The organism is Burkholderia sp. Ac-20365, assembly GCF_017104715.1.
In the GTDB taxonomy this organism is placed as follows: Bacteria; Pseudomonadota; Gammaproteobacteria; order Burkholderiales; family Burkholderiaceae; genus Paraburkholderia.
In genome coordinates, this window is the sequence record NZ_JAAGPI010000004.1 from 127,533 (window position 1) to 143,572 (window position 16,040).

At 59.1% G+C, this 16,040-nt stretch carries 15 protein-coding genes; 4 read left to right on the forward strand and 11 right to left on the reverse strand.

Translation table 11 applies throughout. The features are described 5' to 3' along the window. Positions 1–67 precede the first annotated feature (67 nt). The 3 genes from G3O01_RS09300 to G3O01_RS09310 all read right to left on the reverse strand — a co-directional run bounded on the left by G3O01_RS09300 (position 68) and on the right by G3O01_RS09310 (position 1,714). Complete coding sequence (locus G3O01_RS09300; RefSeq protein WP_205804252.1) at positions 68–484, reverse strand: hypothetical protein; 417 nt, start codon at positions 482–484, stop codon at positions 68–70. Further along, positions 481–888: a hypothetical protein gene (locus G3O01_RS09305; protein WP_205804253.1), complete on the reverse strand. Its 408-nt coding sequence runs from the start codon at positions 886–888 to the stop codon at positions 481–483. The genes G3O01_RS09300 and G3O01_RS09305 overlap by 4 nt, the downstream gene beginning before the upstream one ends. Positions 889–955: 67 nt before the next feature. After that, positions 956–1,714: a hypothetical protein gene (locus tag G3O01_RS09310; protein ID WP_205804254.1), complete on the reverse strand. Its 759-nt coding sequence runs from the start codon at positions 1,712–1,714 to the stop codon at positions 956–958. A 342-nt stretch (positions 1,715–2,056) separates the two neighbouring features. Here G3O01_RS09310 and G3O01_RS09315 point away from each other — a divergent pair, with 342 nt between their 5' ends. From G3O01_RS09315 to G3O01_RS09325, 3 genes are all read left to right on the forward strand, one after another. After that, complete coding sequence (locus G3O01_RS09315; protein ID WP_205804255.1) at positions 2,057–3,193, forward strand: competence protein CoiA family protein; 1,137 nt, start codon at positions 2,057–2,059, stop codon at positions 3,191–3,193. 143 nt (positions 3,194–3,336) lie between these two features. After that, the gene (locus G3O01_RS09320) at positions 3,337–3,630 is read left to right on the forward strand and encodes a hypothetical protein (protein WP_241023814.1); all 294 of its coding nucleotides are present in this window, start codon (positions 3,337–3,339) and stop codon (positions 3,628–3,630) included. 93 nt (positions 3,631–3,723) lie between these two features. Next, positions 3,724–4,431 carry a lecithin retinol acyltransferase family protein gene (locus G3O01_RS09325; protein WP_205804256.1) on the forward strand — a complete coding sequence of 236 codons (708 nt, stop codon included), beginning with the start codon at positions 3,724–3,726 and terminating at the stop codon, positions 4,429–4,431. Positions 4,432–4,513: 82 nt separating this feature from the next. On the opposite strand, the gene G3O01_RS09330 is transcribed toward G3O01_RS09325, so the two are convergent. The 8 genes from G3O01_RS09330 to G3O01_RS09365 all read right to left on the reverse strand — a co-directional run bounded on the left by G3O01_RS09330 (position 4,514) and on the right by G3O01_RS09365 (position 12,842). Continuing rightward, a complete protein-coding gene (locus G3O01_RS09330; RefSeq protein ID WP_205804257.1) occupies positions 4,514–5,038 on the reverse strand; it encodes a hypothetical protein in 525 nt (174 codons plus the stop codon). Between the two features lie 9 nt (positions 5,039–5,047). After that, positions 5,048–5,464, reverse strand: coding sequence for a helix-turn-helix transcriptional regulator (locus G3O01_RS09335; protein ID WP_205804258.1), 417 nt, complete (start codon positions 5,462–5,464; stop codon positions 5,048–5,050). A 57-nt stretch (positions 5,465–5,521) separates the two neighbouring features. Continuing rightward, on the reverse strand, positions 5,522–7,141 hold the full coding sequence (locus G3O01_RS09340; protein ID WP_205804259.1) for a S1 RNA-binding domain-containing protein: 1,620 nt from the start codon (positions 7,139–7,141) through the stop codon (positions 5,522–5,524). A 49-nt stretch (positions 7,142–7,190) separates the two neighbouring features. Beyond that, positions 7,191–7,835, reverse strand: coding sequence for a hypothetical protein (locus G3O01_RS09345; RefSeq protein WP_205804260.1), 645 nt, complete (start codon positions 7,833–7,835; stop codon positions 7,191–7,193). 46 nt (positions 7,836–7,881) lie between these two features. Next, positions 7,882–8,544 carry a hypothetical protein gene (locus G3O01_RS09350; RefSeq protein ID WP_205804261.1) on the reverse strand — a complete coding sequence of 221 codons (663 nt, stop codon included), beginning with the start codon at positions 8,542–8,544 and terminating at the stop codon, positions 7,882–7,884. A gap of 647 nt (positions 8,545–9,191) precedes the next feature. Continuing rightward, complete coding sequence (locus G3O01_RS09355) at positions 9,192–10,082, reverse strand: hypothetical protein (protein ID WP_205804262.1); 891 nt, start codon at positions 10,080–10,082, stop codon at positions 9,192–9,194. 470 nt (positions 10,083–10,552) lie between these two features. After that, a complete protein-coding gene (locus G3O01_RS09360) occupies positions 10,553–11,017 on the reverse strand; it encodes an HU family DNA-binding protein (protein ID WP_205804263.1) in 465 nt (154 codons plus the stop codon). Between the two features lie 241 nt (positions 11,018–11,258). Beyond that, the gene (locus G3O01_RS09365; RefSeq protein ID WP_205804264.1) at positions 11,259–12,842 is read right to left on the reverse strand and encodes a hypothetical protein; all 1,584 of its coding nucleotides are present in this window, start codon (positions 12,840–12,842) and stop codon (positions 11,259–11,261) included. A 995-nt stretch (positions 12,843–13,837) separates the two neighbouring features. Between G3O01_RS09365 and G3O01_RS09370 the strand changes: the two genes are divergently transcribed. Further along, the gene (locus G3O01_RS09370; protein WP_205804265.1) at positions 13,838–15,994 is read left to right on the forward strand and encodes a hypothetical protein; all 2,157 of its coding nucleotides are present in this window, start codon (positions 13,838–13,840) and stop codon (positions 15,992–15,994) included. The last annotated feature ends 46 nt before the right edge of the window (positions 15,995–16,040 follow it).

Sequence of the window (16,040 nt, forward strand, 5' to 3'; positions counted from 1 at the left end):
GCGCGATGCGAAAACCCTAAATTGATTCGGCATTGCCGTCCGCCAGTAGGGCGGCAATCCGCGATGTTCAGTTTCCGGCGCGAGTCACCTGCTGGACTGCGAGACGCCAGTCCAGATTGCGCAGGGCACGGCCGAGCGCGTCATAGAAGACGTCGTCAGCAAGATCCTGACTGCCCGGATGGGTGTCTACCATCGTCGAAATGCCGGACGTGCCGCTGGTACGTCCATTTACCTTCATGATATGCACCGAGGCCCACGCAACGTTGATGCCGCTGAGCACAGTCGCATCACCATCAACGTCTAGGGCGAGACCGCGCTTCTGGAGCATCTCGCATTGAGCGTCCGAGACCTGATACCCGCCGTGTCGCTGAATGATGAAGACGAGGTTGTTCGGGGCGCTAACGGGGACCTCGCACGCCATCACTGCGCCGCACGAGAAGGCGGCAGCTGCTGCGAACGCTATCTTTTTCAGAATGGGTTTCATCGGTTTCGCTTCCGTTCTCCGCCAGACACTCCCGAACCGTGATGAACCCACACGAAGCCCATCAGCATCGCTACAAGCATGGCGAGCACAGAAAAAGCGCAAACGGCGTCTGCGGAACCGATGATCTCGATCGTCCGAAACTGCCAGCCGGTGACACCTTGTCCCGACGCCGCGATTGCCGGAGCCACGATGTACCGCAGCATGAGCGCGACGACCGGCAAAGCTGCCGCCGAAAACGTCGAGGGCTGGCGTGAGACTGCGTACATCGAAGCATTCATGCCGACGGCGGCGACGGCCAGACTGATGTCGACGGGAACGTCTGCGAGGTTGATCGCGAGCAATGCTGCGATGATCCAGCCAGGAATAATGCCGATGTTCATAGTTGTTGCTTCCTCCGTTTTCAAAGTTAAGGTCGATTTCGATCATTGATTCGACGGCTTGCCGTGTCGCTTGACGTAGATCCCGTACGGGTCACGACGCTAAATGATCCGGCATGCCCAGGCGTTTGCAATGTGACGCGAGAAGTGCGAGTGCAAGGCCCGCGCAACAGAGAGCCACCACCAGAAACCCACCCTGAGTCCAGTCGAAACGCCCGGTCGAGGCGGCGTACCGGAAGCGTTCGTCGATGAAACTCGCCGCAAAAAGATTCGCGAAGTAGAGCACGGCACCTAGAAGGAGGGCAGAGATTTCCCGAACGGATACCGCCAGATTCCAACGCGCGAGCGCACTCAGCAGCAGTAACGGAGTCAGGAAAACAGCAGTGCCTATCCACGCGATCTCCACCACGAGAGTCTTCCGGAACACACCCATGACGATCGAGTGGACGGTGAACGCTGCCAGGAGCATGAACAGTGCGGTTGCGGCGCCCCTGACGGTGAGCGCCTTGTCTTTTTTCGTTGCGACGGTGAAGTAATGAACGATCGACGGCATCCGGAAGAGCAGCGCGAAGGATAGTGCGTTGCCGATCATCGGGAAGACATACGCCGGGATCGCTCTGGCGTCGCTGAACGGCGCGATCATCACGTATCCGATCACACATAGGACGAGCGCCATCCATCGCACCCAATTCCATCCCCGGAACAGCCCGACACTCGCGACGAGGGTGCCTATCATTACGACATTCAACAGGTCCCACTGGAGGCGCGGATTCAGGACGGTGCCAAAGAATATCGGGTCGCTTCCAATGTGGGCGTGCTTATCAAATTGCCAGACCATGGTGAGGAAGTTCAACACATTGACGTACGCTAGCGCTGCGAGAGTAGGGGGTCTTTTCATCGCTGCTTTGAGATAGCCTGCAAGGGCTTGATCGCGGTTGTCTGCTCAGTTGGGTTCGAAGACGCGATCGTTTAACCAGTCGCGTTGCGAAGTGCCTTTTTCGCCCCGAGAGTTCCTCCATGGGGCGGCACCCCATCCTTTACGGCATATCTGCCGGGAATTTCAGTCCCGAGCCGGCGATAGCTGCCGAGAAAGTCCCTTATTTCGGGCCAGGTCTGTCTATACTTGGTAGGCGACGCGCGCCCGTTCGCCGGCACTGAATGCGCAGGAGCGCGTACGCGGTCACTGGGGATTGCGATGCCACCATTGAAATGCCTGACAGCAGAGAACAAGGTCATCCTCGCGTACAAGCTGACGCCGGACAGCTTCGAGAGCCTGCGGGCAGAGCAACGCGCGACGCACAATCTGCATTTCGACTGTTGCGAAGCCACGGTCGGATTGCGCGTCTCGCGCAACGGTCTGCAGCACTTCTATCACCTCGGCGGCCGGGGCCTGTGCCCCTATGAGGCCGAGTCCGAAGCGCACCTGAGCTTAAAGAAGGCGGTTGCGGATGCTGCCGCGGAGGCAAACTGGGCCGCCGAGTGCGAAAAGTCCAGTGGCCCCTGCGACGAACCCTGGCGGGCTGACGTGTTCGCGGAAAGAGGCGCCGCGAAGATCGCCGTCGAAGTACAACTTGCCAACCTGCCGTGGGACCGCATTGCGCAGCGGCAGGCGCGGTACCGCGCCGCCGGCGTCAGGGGGTTGTGGTTGCTCGGCCAGCAAAACTACCACGTCTCGCAGGAGGTCCCCGCCTTCCAGGTGCGTCTGGATGGCGACGGAATCTGGCAAGTGCGTGTGAGCCCGCCGAACGACCATTGGAACGTGACTGAACGGCCATATCAGGGCCACTGGACTCCGCTCGAAGTCTTCATCAAGGCTGCACTGACAAAGAACCTCGTCTGGTCACCCGTCTCCGACCTGAACCGGGTCGACGTGATCATCCGTACAGGCGACGCTCTTCGCTGCAACTGCGGTGCGAAGGTGCTTCGTCCGTCCAGTCTCGCGGTTGCGCTACCATTCCCGGGCCATCGAACGTTGCTATGGACCGTGCTTTCGCGTTCCCCGCAGCAGCCCAACCCTGGTCCGAGATGGCTCAACGAGCTCGTCGCCATCATCAATAACGGCTACCCGGAAAAGTCGGGCGCGCTGCTGGCTACCCGGCACCTGCGCGGGCGGGCTTACCACTACTACCAGTGTCCCGTCTGCGGCGCGGAGAAGGATGACGTGACAAACCGCCACGGCGAGACAGCCATTACCCGTCGAGATCTGCCGTTTCGCGGGCTCCTGTCTGTCCCACTTGCCGGCTCGCCAGAGCATCACTTCGTCTTTCAGTGGTGGCTTAGAACGGCGCGGCCAAACCAGCCCGAGCATCCCCAGATGGCCTTGGACCTCTGAACGGACTCCCAAGCCGGGAATCGCATCTTGCCGTCACGCATTGGTCCGCGGGCGCGAACCTGCACGGGGAAGGCATTCGGCGTGGGCCATGGGCGTCCGATTCTTGGTATCCTGCCTGACACCATTCATACAAGAACAAGACCATGATCAGGAATATCCTTCTGCTGGCGGCTGCCGTCGCCTTATCCGGTTGCTCCTCGACCACGGGCATCGTCCCGATCGGCAGCGGCATGTACATGCTCGGTGCCCAAGACGGGTGGGCGTACACCGGATCGTCGGTCAAGGCCGATCTGTACCATCAGGCCAACGACTTCTGTGCGAAAGACGGCAAACAGGTCGAGCCCGTCAACAGCCACGGGCAGGACTACGGGTTGGGCCAATATGCATCCGCCGAGATCCAGTTTCGATGCGTCGACAGGACAGCCCGCAATCAGTAAACCAGGCCGGGCATCGGCAAACGTTGAACTCTCCGCCCGAGCGTCTGGCTTCCATACGGCTGAATGAGCCACGGCAGCTGAGGCGCGCGTAGATTGGCGGCTCCGCCTTCAGGCGCGAAAACACCAAAGTTCGTTGGCCGCCTGCCGATCAGTTCAGCATCCACAACCAAAATCAGCGCTCAAGTCATGTCTATCTGGGATTCGATCGCCGACGCGCTCGGTGGGATTAAAGACGCAATTCAGAGCTTTCCTGAAATCATGAAGGACCCGAACGCGGTGTCGATCGGCCACGTGAAGGTGCCGAAGGTCTCATTTACCAATACGCTCTCGAAGGGTGTCGTGATCAAGGTCGGCCGCACGATGTACGACCACTACGGCGTCTATATCTCGGACTCCTGCGTCGTGCACTATCACGATGCCAAACGCGGGCTGCCGGGCGGCAAGAACCGGATCGAAAAAACAACCCTCAAGGAGTTTATGGAAGGTGCGACCGAACTGAAGGTAGTGACGTTCCCGACTTCGATTCACGCGCCCCGTAAACACGAAACCTATCAGGTGCCGTCCTTCATGCCCCAGCCGTGGCGTCGCCCGGTGGTTAGCCCGAACGCGGATCTGTACATGAATTTTTCCGCCGAGGAGGTAGCGAAACGGGCGCTAGGCGAGGTGGGAAAGGGCGGTTATCACCTTCTCTTCAAGAATTGCGAACACTTTGCAGTCTGGTGCGCAACTGGGGTCAGCGAGTCGGTACAGGTGCAGCGAATCATAGACATTCTGAAGGCGGGTGGAGGCGTGTATCGTTAGCCGCCAAGGATTCGTGCCCGCGGCTGTCTCCTGAAAGTCTGCAGTTACGACTGGAAAACGCGTGGCTTCAAAGTTGACACGGTTATTCGTCCAGTAGCGCGCGCTGCACCTTGGCGAGCGCATCGTATTTCTCACGTTGCTTCGCCTCGATCAATCGATTCTGATCATCTTTCCTGATTCGTGCTCGAAGACGATCCGCATTGATCCCCCACGAGAGCGCACTGTACAGCGTGTCAACCACTATCTCCAGGGCCTCGGTGCGCTGGTCCTTTCGAAAAACCTTCGTCACTTCCGCTTCGGCCCGGACATCCGCAAACAGCCTGGCCGACCCTTTGGTGCGGAGGTGCTTCAGCGCAGTGAACGAAACTGGCTCAGACGCCGCGACACTTGCAGAACTCAGTGTGTTCATCCACCTGTCGCCAAGCCGGGTGAACCGACACAGGACTGCGCAGATGCGCGACTTGAAGCCCTGTCGCGAAAACATCGGCAGGGAAAGGCTGATGGCACGGCACACTACTGCCGCATCCTTTCTCGACAGCCAGAAATCCTTGTCACCAATGGTCGCGACGTGCTCGCGAAGGCGATCGTTCACTGTTCTCGCATCCATATCGTTATCCTATGCTTCACTTTCTCGAATCCGAAGCTGACCAATCATCGCAATCACCTCGTTCCTGCTCATCACCTTCCTCGCGATGAGCCTCGCCACGATCGTCGCCAGTTCCGCGACAACGTCATCGCCGGCCGGAGCAGCGCCACTCCCAAACGAGCCCGGTTCATTATTCCAGGCCAGCCACTCCGCAGGCACATCGAGCGCTGCCGCGACCTGTTTCAGGAATGGCCCGCTGTAGGTCGGGTTCTTTCGCCCACGCATGTTGGAGATGACCCCGACACTGCAGTTTATCGCTCTCGCCAACTGTGAAGTTGACAGCTTCGCGCGGTCCATCGCGAATTTTAGCCGGTCAGGATAGAGCGCTAACGAGGGTAGCTCGCTCGAGCTCCTTCCGGCAGCGCCCTCAGATTCGCTGGTTACCATACGCTGGATTTTTCCTTGATCTGGGATATACGTCCACTTGGAGTAGGGCTCTTTTGACTACTCATCCAGCAGGCTTTTCGCTATGTCCACGCCAAGCGCGATGGCGTCCGCCTCGGGCGGCTCCTCTTGTTTTACCGATGACGGCAAGTCAAACAGCATAGCGTCCTCGAAGTCGTCAGAAAGCTCAACCTCTGCTCCTGCAGGAAGTGAGAATTTTGCCAGATCGGGGCGAGCACTGCGTTGGCCGCGGGCCGCCTCGTCACCTGGCACCGGCTTACACCGCATGATGCTCAGCTTCAAAAGGCGACGGGCTTCATCGACCTCGAGCACCACGACTGCGACACGTGAGCCTTTTACTGCAACCCTGGACCGATCAAGTTCAGTACTGTGAACGAGCCCCTCAATGTCCGATCCCACATCGACGAACACTCCGAACTCTACAACGTTTGTCACCACCCCTTCGAGGCGCTTACCTGGCGGGCAACGGTTTGCAAAACCTATCCAGGGATCCGGCTCGCACTGTTTCATGCTGAGGCTCAGTCGCTGCCGGGTCGTATCGACTTCGAGCACCTTGACCTTGACGACGTCGCCGGCGTTAAAAATCTTCGCCGGTGTGCTACGGACTCTTCCCCACCCGATTTCCGACGTGTGGACGAGTCCGACGACGCCGGGTTCCATCTCCACGAACACGCCGAATTTGGCGAGGCGCGATACTGAACCAACCAGCACAGTGCCGGGAGGACAGCGCTGCGCAAAGGAACCCAATGAATTGCCTGAATCGATCCGTTTGAGGCTGAGACGCAGTCGCCGATTGTCTTCATCAACATCGGTGATCGTGACCTCAACCGTTGCGTCTGGTCTCAGGACCTTGAACGGATTCACGTTCGAATCCGTCCCACCCATCTCTTCCCTGTGAATGAGGCCTTCAACGCCTCCCTCTACTTCAACGAAAGCGCCGTATCGTGTTAGATGCGTGACCTTTCCTGTGAGGCAAGCGCCAGGGGGACAGCGGTGCGCAAAGCCGACCCACGGGTCCGGCATGCATCGCTTCATGCTGAGCGTCATCTGGCGATCCGCTTCGTCGAGCTTAAGCACGATGGCTTCGAACGCGTCACCGACCTGAACGATTGATTTTGGGCTAATGTGCCGCGTCGCCCAGTTCATTTCACTTGCTGGAGCGAGCCCCTCGACACCCGGCGCAACCTCCATAAAGGCGCCGAACTCCGTAACTTTTGTGACCTTGCCAAGGAGACGCTGACCCGGAGCGTAGCGAGACGTGATGCCTTCCCACGGATCCGCGCTCAGTTGCTTGACCCCTATGTTAAATCGCCTCTTGTCTGCGTTGAACTTGAGTATCTTGCCCGTGACTCTCTGGCCGACAGACAAGACGTCGGCGGGATGGTTCACTCGAGTCCACGCCAGGTCGGTGACAAAAAGCAAAGCGCTGACGTCGCTTCCAATATCCACGAACGCGCCGTAATCGGTGATGCCAGTCACGACACCTTCGACGATGTCGCCCACTCTGTGCGGCATCTGATCATCTCGTTCCACATCTTCCGGCTGCTCCGCCTGACCGGGCGACTCAGAGGGCGTCCATCCACTCGCGGGCGGGCTTCCCGTCGCGCGAGTAAAGGGTCCAACTCCAAAAATTGCCGCAATGCGTTCTACCAGTCTCATGGTGATCCTGTTCTTCTCGATCGAAAGCCCGCTCAGTTGCCGCCGCAGCTCACAACAGGCTTTGAATCGCCAGCTTTATGCCGTGTCCAATGAGTTTGCCACCCGAGATGTCACTCAGACCACCAAGAACAAAAAAGGCAAGTCCGCTGATGACCACGAGCCCCGCCAGGAGCGCCACGCAAAGGAAGATCCCCAGAAAGTTCTGCCTGCGCGTGTACTTTGACCCGTTCGGGAACACCTCCGACGGTTCATCCAGCCATTCTTTTATTCGCGATTTGATGTTCATCCTAATTTCCTGTCGTCGATATCCCGCCGTCATGCCTTCTCGTAATCGGCTGCAAAATCTCCCGACCGTCTGCTCGGGGTGCGGCGCGCAGGGCGCCGCGCCGTTTGAGCCCCGTTGCTGACACAGTTCCCGCGCGGCGCGCTGCCGCCTGTACTCGGACTTCGTGCCCTCGGGGCGCTCAAGATCGAACAGGACGTGACCGCCGATGCCTTCGACGGTCATACGCTTTTTCTCTTCATCCCGGAACGTGCACGCGTCATCCCAGGAGACCTCCGTGGCAAGCACCCGTTGGATGTGCGATTGCCCTGCGAAGTACAGCCCCTTAAATCGCACGGTGTAGCGCGCCACAGCGCGCCAGTCCGCCGTGTACGCCGTCAAGGAAGCATCAAGACTTAGCGGTTCGATCATTGGTGTAGTCCTTAGTCGCTTACTCTTCACGTACGAATGCTGCTGCCTAGTCGGCCTTCTGACCAGACGTCTGCTTCACGTTCAGGCTCCATTCGCTGGTAAAACCATCGCAAAACTGACAGCGAGAGTCAGCAGGCCTCGGACTGCCGCAGCTGTGGCAGCTCATGATCTTCGGTGCGCGTTCCGCGAGAATCAGCGACTCACGTCGTCGCCACTCCCTCGACCCTTCCTGGATGAAATTCGGAATCGGCTCCTCGTGACGAGCGGCCCGATTCAACTCCTTTTGCGCCTCAACCCAATCGGCGGCTTCCTGTGTGGACCCGAAAAACACCTTCCGGTCTTTGCCTGCCTTGTTGACCTTGAACGGCTGCTTGTCATTTCCCAGGTAATGGCAGGTGTAATGCCTGGCCGTTTCCTTGATGATCGTGACGATCGAGATAGAGCCATTCGACTGAGCCAGGAGGGCGTGGGTCCGAACCGACGCCGCCCCGACACCTTTGAGCGAGTCGGACGCTCCGGTGTCGCCTGACGTCGGCAGTCCCAACGCTTGCTTGAGCCCGTCGACGCCATCTTTAAGCGCATCCTCCTTCGCACCGCGGACTTGAGCCGGCAGCGCCATCACGCTTGCGACGGTCTCCGCATCCTTTGCCAGCGCAATAATCTTTGCGCGAGCAGGGGATGGCGGCACCAACCGGGCGAGCTTTCTCACTTCCCCGGCACTTCTAGCGAGCAACGAATGCAGTCGCGGGTCCAACTCAGCTGACTTGTCTCGGCTTTCCATCTTTTCCCTGTATTGCAGTCTGTAGTGCGTCCCGCTGGCGCTTGCCCATATGGATTCCGCCCGGCAGACCGGCTGCCAGCGTAGCTTCTACGCGATATCACACGCTTGCGTCACGGCGGCCCACGACCCAGCCGCAACACACCGCGGAGCGTCAAACGGCGCGCATGCCTCCTTATTCGACGTTGTCCGGGGAGAATTCAGTCCGCGATCGCACTTTTTATCCGGTACGCCGTCCAGCTTCTGGAACGTTTGGCCACTATGCTTCAGCCCGCAGCGGCAATTTACCCTCGCCGCGTTCGACGCAAGGCCCTCCGCCGGCGGGCGGGGGCGGTGTATTCTGTGACCTCGAACAAAGGCTGGCGCGGGCCAGGCTGCTCCCACACCGCCGATTCCAATGCCTGTCACGCCATCGCCCGGCCTCACGATGGGACGAACCGCTTCCGATCCGCGAACGGGTGCGAGAACGATGGGCGAAAAAAAGGCCCGCCGGCCTTCCCCAAAAGGGGAGGCACGACGGGCCGCTTCCAGATTGATGGGTCGAGCCTCCAGGAGACGACGACTTCGTCTGTGGATTCTCAAACCTTTGCAGGGTACATGCTCTCGAACTCGCGGGTCGATAAACCAGACTCCAGGCGCTCGATGACCGAACTGCTGCTCATGTACGCCTCACATTGTTCGGGCGTCAGAAGCTTCCACATTTCGCGAAGACAGTCCTGGAGATCGCCCACCTCGTGATCCGGCGCGGACTCCTCGCCGTGCGCCTTGGCTGCACGAATGCACAGCTCAACAGAGCGCAGCGGATTCGCAGGCTTCGGCGCGGCGTTGCCCCGCCAAATCTTGCCTTCATTGTCGGAAGCGAACGCTTCCATCAACGTCGCGCTTCCGGCGCTGAAGCGTGCAGTGAAAATCAGATCGAACGAATCCAGCGAAGGAGGGCTGCCGTCATTCCTGTCCGCGCTCCAGGCCTCGACGCGAGCGTACTGGGTCAACTCATTGCCATCCGGCGAGTGCTCCCAGGTTTCGCCCGTTTCAATCAGGGTGAGACCGCTCCCAAAGTCGTAATCCTTCACGGCTTGAGACGCAACGCAGGCCAGGTGCTCTTTTCGATCCAGCACGCCGTTTGCAGACAAAAGGTCAGTCCACGTCGACGATTTCATCGCTTCTTGAGAGACAGCCCATCGATCGTCCGCACCGTCGCGTGACACACCCTCAATCAACTTTACTTCGAGGACGTGCTCGAAGTCGAAGTCCGACGCGCGCGTATCGCCGAAGCGGAAGGACCACTCGTCGCTCCCGGGTGTGTAATAGAAGCCGTCGCCAAGATCCGAACCGACGAGATCCAGATCACCGTTGCTGAGCACCGAAACTGCCTTCCGCGGCGTGGCGTCATAGCAGAGAAAACCGGTTCCGGGTACGACAAGTTTGATTGCCGTTTGCGTCGCGGTTTGATTGGCTTTTTCGTTCATGGTTTCTCCTTGATGTCTCTCGATGAGACGTTTGAAAAGGAGAGTGGGCGACGCTTGGATAAGAGCGACTGACAACCACAGCGCTTATCGAAGAATGCAAAGGGTGTATGGCAGGTCGCGGCCGGGGTGAACACCGGAGACCAGTGTGAAGAATGTGCTTGGTTGCCGATCTAAACGGCTCGGGCACAGTATATCAGCCGCGGGAAGGCAGGGGCAATGCGGCAAGGATAGCCGCTGGAGAGCGGTCCTTCGGGGTCGGGCGCCCGCAAACAGCGGTATATGCAAGGCTGGAAGAGAAGCGCCACGTTCGCTAACGCTACGGCAGCGGAAAGAACCGGTTTGTGAGGTCGGATCTGGGAGGGGACCGCGGTTTCTAACCTTAACCACCCAGAGGCCATCGCTCGTAAGCGCAGCACAAAGCAGGGCAGAACCCGACAACAGTCCGATGTCGGGTCCGGTGCGACCCAGGCTTACGCTGCTGCGTCCTTAAGCTTCTTGAGCGCGCGAGCCTTGATGCGCACACTCGCCGGCTTCGCGTCGAACCAGCGCTCTTCGCCCGTGAACGGATCCTTGCCGAAGCGCTTCTTCTTCGCCGGCACTTGCTGCACGGTGATCTTCAGCAGACCCGACAGGGTGAACTCGCCCGCACCCTTTTTGTGGACCGTGCCGAGGATCGTGTCTTCCAGCGCTGCGAGCACCGCCTTCGCGGCCTTCGGCTCAACATTTGCCGCCGTAGCAACGTGCGCGGCGAGCGATGCCTTGGTGAACTTGTCCTTAACCGGCGCGCCAGCGACGAGCTTCTTTGCCGTACCGTTTGTCGCCTTCACTGCAGTTTTCTTGGCTGCGGGTGCTGCCTTCTTTGCAGTCTTCGCAGCGGCTTTCGGTGCAGCCTTGCTTGCCGGATTCGTTGCAGCCTTCGTTGCAGTCTTTGCCATAGTTGTCGTTGACTCACTATCGTTTTAGGAACGCTTGCTGTGTATATTGCTGCAAGCAGTGCACATTCTATGACGCTTTTTTTGGCCGGTGCAAAGAATGCGTCGTAAAAGAGGCACCCAAACAGCAATTTCGCAACACTGCGAGCGCCATGATTGGGGGTATAAGTCGCAAAGGTGAGGGTTTTCAGGATTGCCAGGGACTAGACTTACTGCAGCGTCACTCAGAAAGAAGCGGGGTTCGTTACTCGGCCCGCTTGATCGTCTCGCGGACGCTCTTATTGATGTAGCGATCGTTGACCTTTCCGTTCGCATCGACGGGAAACTCCTTGGCCGCTTCAATCGCACGAAGCGCTGCCGGTGAGGCTTGTCTGGCCAGTTTTGTGAGTGCCGCGTCTGCGTGAAGTTCATTCGCCTGCGCAGCCACATCGGCATTACTGCCGTCTCTTTGGTCAGTCTGGCTTTCCGCTAGCCCGACATCAGGTGGCGAGGGGAGCGATGCCTTCTCTTTAACATCCGATACGCCACTTTTCCTCGGTCTCACCTCGTGGACCGGAACCAGGTAATTCCCCCCAATGTGCCCCAAATAGTCCCCAACATCGCGAGGTGGACCCAGATACTCCTGAGTCCAGCGAAAATCGTAAAGCTCCACACGCGTAAGCCGTTCGGTGACAATTAACGGCTGAAAGGGCAACGCGTTGAGCGCGACGACAGCCCCACGCGCCCCCTCGGCCGCTCCCTTCGTCAACGCATCGGTGAAGTACTTTGCAAGAGGGCGTTCGCGGCGCATCAGTTCCGCCTCCGGGATCGAGCCGGTGTCATCCTTCAGGCTATCAACCGCTGCTTCACCGACAAGATCGAATCCCGTTTTCACGACCTCGTCAATTACCTCGGCAAACGGTCCGGTCGCCTCAAAACCCGTCGCATCTGCTAGCATGTCCGCGAGACGTGCCTTAACCATTGGCTCGGCCAGATCCAACTGTCGCTCCTTAGCGATGACATCGCGCCGAATAGCGACCCACCTCTCTTCGAGATCGCCTCGCTGCATCCGCTCATCGCCGCCCTGCATATCGGCTGTACCAAGGCTCGCCCTTTCATCCGTCGACAGGTACATGTCTCCGGCCTGCTTGGCCAGTAACAAAGCAGTTGCGAGAAGCAACAGCCACTCCTGTCTCGCTTGCCCGGCCATCCCATTTTTTAGAATCTCGGCCTGCTCGGGATCGAGCTTCGTCGACGCATCATGCGATTTCGCTTCGTGCGCGGCCGTTTCCGCAGTTGCTGACGTGTTGGTAGTGGTGAGTTGCTGGGCAAGGACGAGCTTGGCGTTGTCGACCGTCCTTTGATGGGCCTGTGTCTTGAGCCGCGCGTGTATATCTGGTGTCCAGTCTGCCGATGGTACAGCCATCGACAACCCGAAGCACATGAACACAGCGGTCGCGAAGAAGACGCGTGACGCGGTATTCGTTGCTGCTCCATATGCACGCACAAGCATTCGGGTCTCGAGAAACACTGATGTTCCCAGCACCGCGATGTCCACGATCACCGCGACAACGAGTCCCATGTGTACGAAAGGTTCGATCGCATCGTGTACCCAGACTGCGAGGCGATCGTACGACAACGCCAGGCGTACAAGCAGCGGGTCGCCACCAGGCGATTCCGCAATTTTCAGGTGTGGGAAGAGGAGCAGGAAAGCCGTCTGAAAGCAGGTTCCAAGCAGTACTGCGTCGCAAACGCGTGTGACCAGACGATTGCTGATTTCACGCCACCTTCCGGTCAGGCACCAATCGGCCACGGTGATGCTGATCGCACGTACCAGCAGCGCGAACATGAACACAGCCACAACCACCGGAAAGTCCCGGATCCAGACGCACAGCGCGACGATTACTCCTGACGCGACAAGGGCGAAAAGAAGCGAGGCGAGGTAAGACGCTATCCGGACCCAAAGGACCTCAACAGCCGAGGGCGGGGACATTGAACACCCCCTTAAAACTTAACACCCCCTTATCACCGAACCTCAGACGAACGAGGCAACAAACAACCAGGGGGTTCATGCCGCCCCCTACCGCAAAAAGGGGGAGTGGAGATCCACACAACAGCTGCTATGTCGAGCTTGGAAAATTTTAGGTCACGGACCTGACGGTCTTCGCACGGAAATCCCTCAGAAATCGCCAAGGCCCTGTGCTTCGACGCCATCGCCACTGATGACGACTACTCGGCGCAGTGCCACAGTTCACGAAAGGTCCGTCCATCGCGGTCCCGCGTCAATTTCGGAAGTAGTGGATGCCCGCGTGCGCGCCCGGGGCCTTTCAACACCGCGCAGACGCCCGCCGGGATTTGCCAACTCAGCCTTGTCTCTATCTCTCTTCAATCTGAAGCGGAAGCTCAATCATCCATCGTACTTTGTCACGCCGTGAACGGTCGACAGATGCCCTCCGGATCAGCGAACACATGGCATGTGCGACTGCCGGAGTTACGGGCCCGCCAAGATGGGAAAGGAGACGATGTGCGACCGAGATGCGACTGTCGCGTTCGCGCCAACCCCATCCCGCAGACAGCACCCATGCCAGAGCCACTTCCGGTACTGAGAACGTCACACGACGCCACGGTTCAAGGGCATCCGGTCACGCCGACCTCGCCATTCGGGCTCTACCGTGCCGCTTGATCGCTCCAATGAATCGGGCTACCCTACCAGGGCATAAACGGCTCCGGAGCCGTGCCACCCACATTGGCGAAGCGTTAGTACCGGCATGGTTCAAAACGGGCCCCGATCTGCGGGGTCGAAAGTGGGTGCCACCCCTTGCTGACAACAGCAGAGGAGCCGTTATGCGAATTTATTTCGATTCGATGGCGCATCCCAAGCGCCTCGCCAAACGCCTTACGTCAGCCACCGGGCAGAAGCTCAACGCGTCGCAAGCCGCCGTTGCCCGCATGTTCGGGCACGCGGACTGGCACGCGCTCGAAGCCACAACTGAGCACTTGGGCCGGCGTCGGGCGTCGCTACCCGATCGCTTCTGTGCCCCCGACGTCGTGGCATCAAGATTCGTGTTCCAGTGCCACTCCCTCGCGCAAAGCTTCGATCTGGACGAAGACGAGGCTGATGCGCTGGTTCGGAAACTCCGGCCTACGGACGCTTTTCGAACAGCCGAGGAACGCGAGCACGCCGCAATCCTGCAGTTGATGTTCCCGACGCCTTGGGAGCGCGAGTTGTCCTACGAAGTGCTGGACGACATGATGCTGGGCGACGTTGATTCTCTTGACGTCGAGGATGGCATCACAGTCATTGTTTTGAACCCGGAGGAGGAACTCGCGGAAGGTGCCGCCGTGGGAAATGGTGCGGCTGATGCTCCCCAATATGGCGGCACACGCGTCTTAAGCGTGTTCGACGATGCCGGGGACAAGTGGGCCGCGCTCTTCTTCATCGTCGAGCCGACGATCAATCAGGATATTGTGGTTGGACTCGACATTACCCTGGGAAAGCTCGGCGATCTTGAGCAAGGCGAACTTGCCGCTGAGGCCATCGATCTCATCGCGCGCTGCCTGGTGCTCTATCTGAGCAGCCCCACGCTGAACGCATATTCGACTCACGAAATTTCCGGGGCCGTCGACGGTATCTGTGTCCGATTACACGGGCATCTCGACTCCCCCAATCTGTGCGAACTAGCTGCATGCTTCATGGAAGCCCTCGAGGAATGCCACGATGCCTTCGCCGATTTCGGCCATGATGACCCGCCTGAGTTGAATCACGCGGAATTCGATCCGAATTGTTCGCTTCCAGTCCGCGCGATCGAGGACTCAACGACCAGCGACTATATCCAGGCGTCGGAAGCGGGCGAAGACGACGAAGGCGATGACAGCCACGAGATTGGAAAATACGCGGACGAAATTGACGAAATTCCCCAGATGTTGGGCGAGTATTTGAAGGGCCGCGGGCGCGCTGACCTTGCGGCATTCGCGGATCACCACTCCCTCCGCGGCGACAAGGTAGCAACCCTTGAGTTTCTTTCGTTCCTGGGGGCAACCTCTCGCGCAGGCGCGCTCCCCCTGGACCTTGCCCGGACCCTCCGGATGGTGACCGTCCGCTGTTTTGCCGATCGGCTGGCCGCTGAAAGGGGCGAACCAGCGCCGCTCGATGCGGCCGAGCGCCGCAGTCGCGATGTAACAACCGCTCGAGAGCTAGGTGAACCCGCCCTGGCGGATTATTTCGAATCGGTATCGGCCACTGAGGTGAATAACGACTTCCGAAAAGGCTTTGCTGAGCTTATCGGCTTGGATCCGTCGGACCTCGCGGCGATCGACGATGCACGCGACGAAGCCGGCAAGTTGATGTCGGCAAGCGATTTTCACAAGTTCGCGTCGACCTTGCTGAAAAGGGCACTTGGACGTGACGTCGATCCGGCGGACTTCATCCGTCAGATGCGCATCAACGGGGGACTCATCGGTGTCCCGCACGAAGACTGGTACCAATGCCTCAAGCATCTAGGCTGGGACGTGGTCGGTGAACCCCGTGAGGTTGTTGCCCGTTTCGATCCATCCTTTTGGGTGTCGACGCGCGACGGCACTATCGAGTTGCCAGTTGTCGTCGAAGGTTACGCCTATGTACCTGAGGACACGACAGACGTCCTGGCAAAAGAGGCGTTCGAAGTCCTCGCAGCAAAGTTCCCCAAGGGCTGTCTACTCCTCTTCGGCGCGCTTCACTTCAAAAAGATACAGGACCGCTGCTATACCTGCGGCGGCATGTTGCTCCGTGACGGACACTGGGCGCCCTTCGCTCTGAGTGAACGAGTGGACGGACTTGAGCGTCTTTTAGCCCAGCGACAGGCCGGGTTCTCGTTTGACGCTCCGCTATCCGAATATGAGGACCCGTGTGGCGTCCTTGCGGTCTCTTTTAACCTTATGGTTCGAGGCCATGACTTTGAGCGCGACCCAAATCCCGACGTGATGGTGATGGAGGTTCACGGCTGGAAACTGCCGGTTGGCTAAGTGCCGGCCGCGCGGTGCGCGATGTTGACGGAATAAGGACTGGCCA

Excerpts from the sequence above, each read along its gene's own strand:
- G3O01_RS09300 (WP_205804252.1), bottom strand. The coding sequence starts at position 484 with ATGAAACCCATTCTGAAAAAGATAGCGTTCGCAGCAGCTGCCGCCTTC.
- G3O01_RS09345 (WP_205804260.1), bottom strand. The coding sequence starts at position 7,835 with ATGATCGAACCGCTAAGTCTTGATGCTTCCTTGACGGCGTACACGGCG.
- G3O01_RS09340 (WP_205804259.1), bottom strand. The coding sequence starts at position 7,141 with ATGAGACTGGTAGAACGCATTGCGGCAATTTTTGGAGTTGGACCCTTT.
- G3O01_RS09355 (WP_205804262.1), bottom strand. The coding sequence starts at position 10,082 with ATGAACGAAAAAGCCAATCAAACCGCGACGCAAACGGCAATCAAACTT.
- G3O01_RS09330 (WP_205804257.1), bottom strand. The coding sequence starts at position 5,038 with ATGGATGCGAGAACAGTGAACGATCGCCTTCGCGAGCACGTCGCGACC.
- G3O01_RS09370 (WP_205804265.1), top strand. The coding sequence starts at position 13,838 with ATGCGAATTTATTTCGATTCGATGGCGCATCCCAAGCGCCTCGCCAAA.
- G3O01_RS09335 (WP_205804258.1), bottom strand. The coding sequence starts at position 5,464 with ATGGTAACCAGCGAATCTGAGGGCGCTGCCGGAAGGAGCTCGAGCGAG.
- G3O01_RS09315 (WP_205804255.1), top strand. The coding sequence starts at position 2,057 with ATGCCACCATTGAAATGCCTGACAGCAGAGAACAAGGTCATCCTCGCG.
- G3O01_RS09365 (WP_205804264.1), bottom strand. The coding sequence starts at position 12,842 with ATGTTCGCGCTGCTGGTACGTGCGATCAGCATCACCGTGGCCGATTGG.
- G3O01_RS09360 (WP_205804263.1), bottom strand. The coding sequence starts at position 11,017 with ATGGCAAAGACTGCAACGAAGGCTGCAACGAATCCGGCAAGCAAGGCT.
- G3O01_RS09320 (WP_241023814.1), top strand. The coding sequence starts at position 3,337 with ATGATCAGGAATATCCTTCTGCTGGCGGCTGCCGTCGCCTTATCCGGT.